Source organism: Spirosoma profusum (assembly GCF_014699005.1).
In the GTDB taxonomy this organism is placed as follows: Bacteria; Bacteroidota; Bacteroidia; order Cytophagales; family Spirosomataceae; genus Spirosoma; species Spirosoma profusum.
Window position 1 is genome coordinate 1 of the sequence record NZ_JACWZY010000078.1, and the last position, 12177, is coordinate 12177.

The 12177-nt window shown below is 50.6% G+C and carries 4 protein-coding genes; all 4 read left to right on the forward strand.

Annotated features, from left to right (window positions below):
* Positions 1–388 precede the first annotated feature (388 nt).
* The 4 genes from IC229_RS35035 to IC229_RS35050 all read left to right on the forward strand — a co-directional run bounded on the left by IC229_RS35035 (position 389) and on the right by IC229_RS35050 (position 11989).
* Positions 389–1459 (forward strand): serine hydrolase domain-containing protein, encoded by a 1071-nt coding sequence (locus tag IC229_RS35035; RefSeq protein WP_190893687.1) that lies wholly within the window; start codon positions 389–391, stop codon positions 1457–1459.
* A gap of 282 nt (positions 1460–1741) precedes the next feature.
* Positions 1742–2863: a GumC domain-containing protein gene (locus IC229_RS35040; protein WP_190893689.1), complete on the forward strand. Its 1122-nt coding sequence runs from the start codon at positions 1742–1744 to the stop codon at positions 2861–2863.
* Between the two features lie 372 nt (positions 2864–3235).
* Positions 3236–8338, forward strand: a complete 5103-nt coding sequence (locus IC229_RS35045) for a beta strand repeat-containing protein (RefSeq protein ID WP_190893691.1) — start codon at positions 3236–3238, stop codon at positions 8336–8338.
* 249 nt (positions 8339–8587) lie between these two features.
* A complete protein-coding gene (locus tag IC229_RS35050; RefSeq protein ID WP_190893693.1) occupies positions 8588–11989 on the forward strand; it encodes a putative Ig domain-containing protein in 3402 nt (1133 codons plus the stop codon).
* The last annotated feature ends 188 nt before the right edge of the window (positions 11990–12177 follow it).

Here is a 12177-nt window from a genome sequence, read left to right on the forward strand (position 1 = left end):
CTTTCCCCGCTGCTGGGTTGGTTGTTGCCAGCAAGTATGGAGAAAGTCAGACAAATACAGTAATTTGGCTTGCATGGGACCTCGAATGTAATTGGATTGATTTGGTCATCAACCCTTTAACATTCGCTGGTTCCTATTTACGCCCACCCCTCAGTTAGATAATTAAGCGTCCAGGTAACAAAGTTAACCAAATGTAATTTAGTCTCAGTCAGGAGCGTTTTTGTGAGAATAATCAACTCGTGGATACAGACCGAAGAAGCTAATATCTATCTGCTGAAGTGGTGACTAACATATAGATCTTCACGGAGAACTTTTATTCCTCAAAATGCAATTAAAAAAAGCTGTAACCTTTGGGACAAGTCGAAGTTTCCATGCAAAATGAAACTTTATGCCTTTTCTTCCTATTAAAGCAGCTTTATTAAGCTGCTTATTGACTATACAGTGTGCGTTCGGACAATCAAATTTTGGCGCTAACAAAGCGGAAACGAACCTAGATTCTCTGCTCCAACAGCACGCTACAGCCTTTATCCAAAAGGCCCCTTTTGCAGCCTTATCAGTTGGGGTAATCAACAAGGGAAAGACGTATTTTTACAATTACGGTACGATACGATCAGGACAAAATCAATTGCCCTCCTCCTCAACCATCTATGAGATTGGCTCAATTACCAAAACCTTCACCGGTACGCTGCTGGCCCAAGCGGTGGTTTCCGGTGAGCTGAAATTAGAGGATGACATCCGGCAGTATATGGACGATCACTATCCAAATCTGGAGTATCAGGGGCAACCCATTCGATTAGTTCACCTGCTCAACCATAGTTCAGGTTTACCCTTTAGCTTACCCCGTAAATCAGTTTTGTTTACTACCCTGACTGATTCAATTGCTTTTGAGAAGCAGCGTCGGGCGTACACCCCCAAGGATTTCTTTAGGGACCTTCACCAGGTCAAATTGGACACCGTGCCCGGCATAAAGCTGCGCTATTCCAATGCAGCGGACCAACTATTGGGTTACATCCTGGAGCGAGTTTACCAGCTGTCTTATGAGCAACTCATCCAACGTTACATCAGCCATCCCCTTGGGATGAAACACACGTATACCCAACGATCAAAGTCGCAACAGGTGCAGAGTTACAACGGAGCAGGTAAGGTTATGCCTTATTTTTTACAACAGGAGCTAGCTGCTGGTGGTATCTATTCAGCAACAGCCGATCTACTCCGCTATGCTCAATGGCACTTGGATGAATCGAATCCGATCGTCAAGCTGAGCCATGAGCCTACTTGGGGTACTATTCAATATTATGCGATAGGGTTAAATTGGCAAATGGATGAGAAAGCGCCCCTGCCTAGACGCATCTTCCAGAGTGGTGGCACGGCGGGATTTAGTAGTTACCTCATCCTTCACCCCGATCAGCAGCGCGGGATTGTCTTACTGACCAATATCTCAGAGGGGAATACCCAGTGACAGTTGTCGGATATGGCCAATGCGTTGTTGATCCATTTGGCACCCTAAGTTCGGTGTTATAGACAGTGCCTCGCCTGACACTTTCCTGACTAAATCAGATGTCTCTTTAATAGCACCCATTTCGAAGCAGAAACCTAAACGCTCCTTCGTCTCAACTGGGAGCGTTTTATAGAATTAAGTAACATCCTTCCTCTACCCTCATGGTTAAATCTCTGTAATATCCGTTCGAAACTTTACTGGGCCACTGATAAGGACAGGTAATAAAAATATTACCTATTTAATTTGCGAGGTAATATTTTTATTGCCTATTTAGCGCAAACATTATTTGAGGGCGAAAAAGAAAATAAACTTCTGATTGATCAGACCGAAGCGGCTGTTGATGGGCTTAAAAGGCAGCTTACAGAGTTGGACGACTTTACGCCGAAGAACCGGACTATTTTCGAGGTACTAGGTCTAACGAACGGCATGAATGCCATTCAACAGAAGGTTTTCGAGAATAGTATTCGACAGATTGGCGAGGCCATCCAGTCGACTACTCAGCTTATTATCGAGCAGAGTGAAACCCGGATTAGTGAACTGGAGGCCCAGATTCAGGCCAAGCAGGAACAAATCAGTGTGGAGGAGCAGCGGGATAAAGAAGGGTACGCCAACAACCTGGCACTCCGAAAAGCAGAACTGGAGGATTTGAAACGTCAAAAGGCCGAAGAGGAAGCCATTAAGCGAAAAGCGTTACAGGTTCAACAGTCAATTGACCTGGCGGCTCAAATCTCAAACGCGGCTGTTACGGTTAGTGAAGGAGTGCGATTCTTAACCAGCTACGCCGCCCGCTCAGCGGTGTTGGGCCCGATTGCGGGGCCAATTGCCTACTTTGCTACCATTGCGTCCATACTGGCGTCTATCTATGCGGTAACGAATTCTTTCAAGAACATCACCAAACTTCGTGAAGGGGGTAAAGTACGTGGGGCCAAACATGAGCAGGGTGGTGTTCGGGGTACCAGTGCCTTTGGGGATATTGAGTTAGAAGGTGGGGAACATGTGATCAATGCCCGCTCGTCAGATCGATACGACGAAACCCTGGAGGCCCTGAACCGGAACGATCCACGGGAGGCATTTGCAGCCCTGGTCCGTGAGGGAAACATTGGCCTGCCTGCCCTCATTGTTCAGCACATCAATAGGCCTGATTTCATGACCGCTACACCAGCGGTTGACCTGGGTTCACTGAGCGCCAAAATCGAGGAAGGCAATGAGCTGAGCCGTAATATGCTGAGTCAGCTTAAGAAAGCGGGGAGTAAAAAGCAGCGTACCACGGTAGCACCGGGTATTATGATAGTAGAGGAGGGTAATCATACTTCCTACCAGGACTTACGGCCAGAGCTACGACAGAAAGGGATAAAAATCGATTGATCTGGAGTAGCAGCGAAGGAAGTCATTAATTGAGTGGGTAGTATTTGGCAAAGGGTCGCGTTCTAACCGTGGCCCTTTCTTGTTTAATACATCTGGGTGAGGTTTTAATAGGCCAAAAACGTAGGGACATTTGCCCTTGTTCGAGTGCTTACCCAATGATAAGCTGCTAATTCAGCCCGTTCTTCTGTTAATTGGAACATCTGTTATAGTTTTTGGAACATTTGTCTTAATGGGGGCGTCCCGTTTTCTCTACTTTTGTCTATTGATTTCTCAATAGATAATTAGCTTTTCCTCCTGTTTGATACTTTAGGTTAGTTTGGTCAGTAAGAGGAGGTATACTCTGGTCATGATCTAATGTAAACTGAGATTTGTATGACAAATTCTACTGCCTTTTTATTCTGGTTATTACTCTGCACTAGTACCGCCTTTACGGGTCACGCCCAAGTTAGCCTTACCTGCACCGCTGGCGAATCGGTCAACTTTTTCTATAGTGGTGCAAATAATTCGTGTCTAACCACTGCCCCTGTCCGGGGTATTGTCTCTTATAACGTTGGAGCAAACTGTGCTGCAGCCACCAATAATCCCTTAACGGTACAAGCTACGTGTGGTTGTTGTCCCATCTATAATGGCGACTGCATCCGCTACTTGAACACTAATTCCTCAATGACCTCCGATGTCTTTGTCATTGGAGGAATCACCTACAACGTAACGATTGTTAATGCTGCCCCAACCAATATTATGCTTGGCAGCAGCTCGGTAGCCGAAAATGCCGCCATTAATACGCCGGTCGGTAGCTTCTCCAGTGCTGATCCGAATCCCGGTAATACGTTCTCTTATTCACTGGTGAGTGGAGCCGGTAGTACCGATAATGGCTCCTTCAACCTTTTAGGCAATACGCTACGGACCTCCGCTGTGTTCAACTATGAGACCAGGAACAGCTATTCCATTCGGGTACGTAGCACCGACAATGGATCACCCGCACTGAGTTTCGAGAAATCATTTACGATCAATATTACCAATGTGAATGAACTTACTTTAGGTGGGTCATTTACCAACATAACCTGTAATGGAGCCAGCAACGGTTCGGCTTCCGTAACTGTTTCGGGGGAGAATGGGCCCTATACCTATAACTGGACACCTGGCAATCCAACCGGTGACGGTACGGCTACAATCACTGGGCTGGCAGCGGGCTCCTATTCTGTGACAGTAATGGCTTCTGGCTTTACTGCGACCCGAAGCTATACCATTACGCAGCCCTCAGCGATGACCTTAGGAGGCACATCGGCCGATGCTACCTGTTCTGGCCGCTGTAATGGTACGGCTACTGTTACTGTGAGTGGGGGAACACCGGGCTACACGTATGCATGGAGCCCATCTGGCGGTACGAGGGCTACGGCTAACAATCTTTGTCCTGCTACCTATACCGTTTTCGTTAGCGATGATAATGACTGTTTTTTAGAGCGTAAATTTGTAATTTCACAACCACCCGCTCTGGCCGTTGTCACTTCCAAAACCAACGTCACTACGTATGGTGGTAGCGACGGATCGGCCAGTGTAACTGTTACCGGAGGTACGCCAGACTATACCTATAACTGGTCGCCGGACAATCCGACCGGAGATGGTACTAAAACAATTACAAATCTGATCGCTGGAAACTATTCAGTGCAGATTGCTGATGGTAACGGATGCCCGGCAACCCGTTCATTTAGCATCACCCAGCCACCAGCCCTTACTATCTCAGGCTTTGCAGCAATAGAAAACTCGGTATGTGTAGGTAGCCCCGTTACCTTCACCGCGACGGTGAGTAACGTAATGGGGGCATACAGTTATACACTTACTAACGGCAGCAGCACCACCACCGGTGCCACGAGCAGCACAGCACTAAGTCAGACGATGCCAACCAGCGCTTCTAGCAATCAGAGTTTTACACTGATTGTTACGGCTAACAGTCAGTCGGTAACGGCTACTGCCAACGTAACGGTGAATCCGCTGCCAACAGTTAGCATTAGCGCCAATCCGTCCCTGACCATTACCCAGGGCAACACTACCCAGTTAACGGCTTCAGGAGCTAACTCATACAGTTGGTCGAGCGGGCAATCCTCGACAGCTATATCAGTTAGTGTAGCGGGTACTTACAGCGTAACTGCCACTACCGGCAGCTGTTCCTCGGTAAGTAGTGTGGTCGTCAGCGTAACCACATTTCCGTGCGCTTCTGTGGTGTATGTAACCCAGGATGGAGCGGGCCTTCAGAACGGAGCCAGCTGGAGCAATGCTCTCTCAGGCACCGCACTGCAAACAGCCATCAACACGGCAGCGGGCTGCGGGGCTCAGGTCTGGGTAGCGGCTGGTACGTATAAGCCGACTACGGGCACTGATCGAAACATTAGCTTTTCCATACGCAACGGGGTGACCATTTTTGGGGGATTTGCGCCGACCGGAACCCCCACCCTGCCACAGCGTAATCCCACTAGCTTCCCGACAGTCTTAAGCGGAGACATCGGCACCCTGGGCGACAATACGGATAACGCCTACCATGTCATTGCGAACGTAAATTCAAACCTGACTAGCACTGCCATTATGGATGGCTTTATCATTAGCCGGGGCAATGCCAATGGCAGCGGGCAAGCCGGAATAGGTGGCGGAGTCTACTTCCCTGGAAATGAGAGCCCTAGTTTTAGAAACTGCCTTTTTCAAAATAACTCGGCTGTCAGTAGTGGCGGAGCCATTCTTAATGGGGGAGACTTAAGTTTAACGAACTGCCGTTTTTTGACTGATTCTGCTAGGTTCGGCGGAGGGCTTTATTCCGTACGTGGCAATCCTACTCTCATCAACTGCAGCTTCCTAGGCAACGTGGCTTCTGCACTTGGCGGGGGGCTCTTTAATAATGGGCAAACAAATTCTTCAGTAACACTGATCAACTGTAGCTTCCAGGGCAACTCGGCGGCCAGTGGAGGCGGAGCAATCCATCATAACAGCAGTAGTAGTCTAAATCTGATCAACAGCGTGCTGTTCGGCAACGGCGGAGCCACTTCAATAACTGGTTCAGTGGTCACGGCTAATTATTCGCTCTTCGAGCCGATTGTTTTTGGGTATTCGGGCAGCAACAACCGCACGACCCAGGTTTCTCCCTTCGCCAGCGCCACTGATCTGCAGCTCACCCCCTGTTCAATAGCGATCAACGCGGGTACCAATCAGGCTAACACCACCACCACCGATCTGGTGGGTAATCCCCGCTTCTACCAGGGGGGACAGATCGATATGGGGGCTTATGAGTTTCAGGGCGCGTCGGCCATTCTGGGCATCACCCAGCAGCCCGCTAGTAGTACAGCGGTTTGTGAGGGAGCAACCGTTACGGCTACCGTTTCAGTGAGTGGGGCTAGTCCTACCTACCAATGGTACAAAGATGGCGTCTCACTAGGAACCGCACAGCAAAACGCTACCTTGACGCTGCCTGGTGTAACGACCGCTCAGGCGGGGAGCTACTCGGTGGTGGTCACCAATGCCTGTAACTCCGTCACCTCAACCGCATTCAGTTTAACGGTCAACGCGTTACCTACGCCTACGCTGGTTAGCAGTGGTACCATCACCTGCGCTCAGACCAGTGTCACCCTGACAGCGGGGGGCGGTTCGACTTACCTGTTCAGTGGGCCAGGTATCGTAAGTCAGAATCCTACATCGGGCACCGAAGTGGTCAATACAGGTGGTCTCTATTCGGTCACCGTTACCACGGCCAGCGGTTGTTCCAGCACTACCACTCTGACGGTGGACCATAATACTACACCTGCATCGGTGAGCATCACCCCCGCATCAGCCACCATCACCTGTAGCAATCCAGTAGTGAGTTTAACGGCGGTGGGCATGGGCACCTACCGCTGGAGCACCGGCCAAACAACCCCCAGTATTAGTGTGACGGCGGGTGGACCCTATTCGGTGACTCTGACTGGGACAAACGGCTGTACAGCAGTAGCTACTCGGCAGGTAGACCAGGACACTACCTCACCAACGGTGAGCATTGCTCCGGTCAGTGCTACGCTCACCTGTGCTAGTCCTATCGTGAGCCTTTCGGTGGTTGGGAGTGGCAGCTATCTATGGAGTACAGGGGCCATTACGCAAAGCATCTCGGTGAGCACGGCTACTACATATTCGGTAACATTAACAGGGGCCAATGGCTGTACAGCTTCCACCAGCGTAGTGGTTGGTTCGGATCAGCTTGCGCCTGTCGTGAGTATCAACCCCTCGAGTGCCACCTTAATCTGCGCCAGTCCGAGCGTGAGTCTGTCCGCTACGGGTAATGGTAGTTTCCGCTGGAGTACGGGAGAAACCACGGCCAGTATATCGGTGAGTGTGGCTGGTACCTACTCCCTTACACTGACAGGCGCTAATGGCTGTTCCAGCACGGCTAGTGCTGCTGTAATCTATCAGAACTGTGCGCCGACAGTAACCAATGCCATCCCGCCCCAATCAGCCACCCTGGGCAATGCATTTAGTTATACCATCCCGGCCAACACCTTTACCGATCCTGAGACGCCAAATAGCCTCACGTTATCCGTAAGTGGTCTGCCTGCTGGATTAAGCTTTGTCTCGCCCAACACGATTACTGGTGTACCATCCACCACAGTTGGCACTCCGTTCGCTGTAACCGTGACGGCCACTGATCCGGGCGGACTTACTACTAGAACAACCTTTGGACTAAGCGTACAACCCCGAGGTTTTGCCATCACAGGCGTGACTATGCTGGACTGTAATCACATCAGCTACTTTGAACGGCGGATTAACTTCACCGTCAGTTTCGAGGGCACCAACGGCCAACCTATCAGTCTGTCGGTAGTCAATGAAACCACGACCATCACCATCAATGAGCCGTATCAGTTGAACCTGTTCACCGACAACCCTGTGATTGTCTTCAAGGCTCGTCAACAGGGTACACCGGGGGAGGCTACCTTTGCCTACAACTGGCTGGCATTTTGCGCCAATGGTAATCCCAGAGTCGAGAACGCCATACCACCACAGTCTGCTACAGTGGGTCAGGCGTTTAGTTACACGATTCCTGCCAACACCTTCACCGACGCCGAGACGCCGGGTAGCCTGAGTTTGTCGGTAGTCGGATTACCCGCTGGTCTAAGTTTTGTCTCGCCAAACCTCATTACAGGCACCGCTTCCACCAGTGCCAGTGCGTTCTACAGTGTGACGGTGACGGCTACTGATCCGGCGGGTGGGTCAGTCTCGACGATTCTACCTTTCAGTGTAGTAAATCCCGGGGGCTGCGGCAGCATGTTCACCCTGAAAGCAGGCGACTGGAATGACCCCGCCACCTGGTCGTGTGGACGTATACCGGTTATAACTGATGCCGTTACGCTCAATCATGCGGTGAGTTTGCCTCCGACCTATCAGGGGCAAGCTTTACGGGTGATTTATAATGCAACAGGACGGTTAGTATTTGGTGCCAGCAGTCGGCTAAGGCTGGGCGGGAATTAAGATTAGTGACAGTTGAGGTTTCAAAGCCGGGTCCATCCAATGGACCCGGCTTTGTTATCCTTAAAGCTACAGTCTATTACTTTTCTTTTTGGCTTTTACCTCACATTTTCTCCTACAATGCCCTTTTTGGGAGAATCCTTATAGGATTTGGGAAAATTTTTATAGCCCTCTTCTACCTCAGAAACTAACTTTGTCAGCAACTAAACAGCCATTTATTCTATATCTGCTTTCCTTAAAATTATTCTACTTATGACTCTTCGTTACATTTCTCACAGGCAATCGATGGCAAGGTCGATTCTTCCTCACTGGCCAAGTTTTTTACTGATTGCCACCCCTTATTCAGGTAAACTCCCCCTCCGAAGATATTCCCCTTTCGGCTCCTGGCTGGTGGGGTTCATGTATTGCCTGCTCAGCTGGGGCCTCATTCCAGCCACCCAGGCTCAATATTTCGGATGGGCTAAACATATGGGCGGGACTGACAATGATATCGGTCGATCGGTAGCCCTAGACGCAGCAGGCAACGTCTATACAACTGGATATTTCAAGCAAACGGTTGATTTTGATCCTGGGCCCACCCAAGTCAATCTCACCTCGGCAGGAGAAACGGATATTTTCCTCTGTAAATTCGACCCTGCAGGTAATCTGCTGTGGGCCAAAGCCATCGGAAGCACGAATAATGACTTAAGTAACGGAGTCGCAGTGGATGGAGCTGGCCATGTCTACATCACCGGCTATTTTCTGGGTACGGTTGATTTCGATCCTGGACCCGGGCAGACTACCCTAACTTCGGTGGGAAATGCTGATCTTTTCGTCAGTAAGTTTGATGGGTCGGGTAATCTGTTGTGGGCTAAAGCTATGGGGGGAGATGGGGGCGAAATAGGTAATGCTATCACCGTGGACGGAGTCGGAAATGTCTACACCACAGGCTTCTTCTTTGGTACGGCCGATTTTGATCCCGGACCGGCCAGTTACCCCCTCACCTCAGTGGGTGGGCAGTATGATATCTTCATTAGCAAACTCGATGCTTCAGGAGGCTTCCAATGGGCCAAAGTCATGGGCGGTAGCCAGGATGATTTTGGTACCTCGGTGACGGTAGATGGGTCAGGTAGTGTCTATACGACTGGCAACTTCGCAGATATAGCCGATTTTGATCCCGGACCCGGAGAGATCAATTTAACCTCGGCCGGCAATGCTGACCTGTTTTTGAGCAAACTCGATGCCACCGGTAACTTAGTATGGGCCAAATCACTGGGGGGTGTTGGGGAGGATGCAGGCCTATCGGTGACGGTGGATGGGTCAGGCAATGTTTATATGACTGGTGATTTTCGTGGCACAGTGGATTTCGATCCCGGAGCTGGGCAGCTTAGTCTTACCTCGATCGGATATATTGACCAATTTGTGGGTAAGTTTGACGGGTCAGGTAATCTGCTGTGGGCCAAATCCGTAGGAGGCACATTGAGTGTGATAGGACGCGCGATACATGTGGACGCTGCAGGCAGTGTCTACACGACGGGCAATTTTAGTGGTACGGCCGATTTTGATCCCGGATTGGGGGTGACCAATCTATCTACAGCGGGATTGGACGATATTTTTGTAAGTAAGTTCGACCCTGCAGGCAACCTGCTGTGGGCTAAAGCCATGGGGGGGGCACTTAGTGATGTAGGTAATGCGGTGGCCGTTGATGGTGCTGGTAGCGTTTACACCACGGGCTTTTTCTACAGTGCAGCCGATTTCGATCCTAGCGGAGAAGCCTATACGCTGACTCCGGTGGGATTATCGGACATCTTTGTAAGTAAACTGACTCCCCTGAGCCCGCTTCAATTGACTGCGTCAGTTAGTCCTAATCCAGTTTGTGTGGGTAGCCCAACTCTTCTCTCTGTTTCCGTTTCGGGCAGCACCCAGCCCTACTCCTACACCTGGACAGCTCCGCCAGGGGTTACCCTGTCAGCCACAAGTACAACTGTTGTTTCGGCTACTCTCACCCAGACTGGAGAGCAGACCTTCACGGTCTCGGCAGCGGGATACGCAGGGCCAGTCAGTTCAACTACGGTGAGCGTAACGGTCAATGCCGTACCCATCGCTACCATCGCTGCCGCTCCATCAGCCACGCTCAGTTGTGCGCAGCCGAGCCTGACCTTAACGGCAAACGAAGGAGGTGCTTACTTTTTCAGTGGTTCCGGATTGGTCACTGCGTCAGGTAACACCGCCGTAGTGAATGTAGCGGGGATTTACTCGGTCACCGTCACCAACACTGCCAATGGCTGCTTTAGTACCACCTCCATTGCCATCAGTAACAACTCGACGCTGAACGCTGCCAGCCTGCAAGCTACAGCATCCCCCGCCAATCAACCCATCTCTGTAACCGCTACCGGCTGCGAAGCAGGGATTGTCAGTTGGCTTCCTCTGGGGGGCAGCGGCACCGCCAATGGCAACATTTATACCTTCTCAGCTCCCGGAAATTACACGCTCTCCGCTACGTGTTCGGTGGGAAGCTGTACCAGTCCACAGTCAACACCCGTAGTGCTGCAAATCCTGCCTGGTGGCTTTGCTATTACGTCGGTGAGTATAGTCAACTGCCAACTCGTCAACGTCGCCAAGGGCCAGTATTCGGTCCAGTTTACTCCCCTCTATACCGGTCAGAACGCGAATCCCATTAGCTTCTCGGTGGTGAATGAACTAGCCCCAACCTTCCAGTCAGCGCCCTATGTACTGACCCTTTACAACGACAATCCTACCATTACGTTGGTGGCCAATCAGACAGGTAATCCCGAAGCCCGCTACCTCTACAACTGGCTGGCTTCCTGCCAGACCGGCTCCGATCCCAACCAGGCACCTACTACGTCGGGCATCCCCTCTCAGAGTATCTTGCAGGGACAGGCCTACCAGCTTCAGCTCACCAACTACTTCACCGATCCCGATGGGCAGCCCCTAACTTTCACGGCTCAGAACCTGCCAGCGGGTCTGAGTGTAAATGGAAGTTTGCTAAGTGGTACGCCCTCGATGACAGGAGTAAACAGCGTAACCATTACGGCCATTGATCCGGGTGGTTTACAGGTGAGTACCAACTTTACCCTCACCGTGACCCCTGGCCCTGTTCAACCTTCGGGTTTTGGGATTGTAGGAGTGAGTCTGGTGAGTTGCGGGATGCTGAGTCCAGCCCAGCGCGCCCTGACTTTCACCCCTCAATACAGTGGGGTCAATGGGAGCCCGATTAGTTTCTCGGTGGTTAATGAGATGATACCTACCACGCAACCGGGTCCCTACACACTGAACCTGTACACGGATAATCCGGTGATTACTCTCAGGGCTCAGCAGGGCAATTCCTCGGCTGTGTATACCTACAACTGGCTGGTATTCTGTAACCTGTCAGGCCGGGTTGGCGTAGCAGAAGCAGGTACTGGCTTGCAGGTACGGGTTCTGGGCAACCCAGTTGAAAGCCAAACGCTGGAGGTAGAGATCAGCGGTGCAGAAGGCCAGCGGGTTAGTCTGGAGTTAGTGGATCTGAAAGGGCATCGTTTCCAGCAGAAGCAGCTGGAGCGCGTTGGCGGTATGGAACGGGTGAAACTAGCAGTAGGCTCTTTGCCAGAGGTGTTTTTGCTTCAGGTGAACACGGCTACTCAGCGTCAGGTGATTAGGGTGGTTAAACCTTAGTGTTGCCAGAGATCATTTGGCTTGAATGATAAGCCCCTTCCTTTACTGGTTGGGGCTTTTTCTTTATCCAAATATAAGGATAATAGCTGCGATATAGCAATATCTACTAACAGTCTATATTGCTCTGTATGTATTTATACTTATATTTGACTAAAGCAATATACAACTATGGCAGACAGTGAAGTAAA

Bases quoted from the DNA above. Each gene is read 5' to 3' on its own strand.
- IC229_RS35035 (WP_190893687.1), top strand. From the start codon at position 389: ATGCCTTTTCTTCCTATTAAAGCAGCTTTATTAAGCTGCTTATTGACT.
- IC229_RS35045 (WP_190893691.1), top strand. From the start codon at position 3,236: ATGACAAATTCTACTGCCTTTTTATTCTGGTTATTACTCTGCACTAGT.
- IC229_RS35050 (WP_190893693.1), top strand. From the start codon at position 8,588: ATGACTCTTCGTTACATTTCTCACAGGCAATCGATGGCAAGGTCGATT.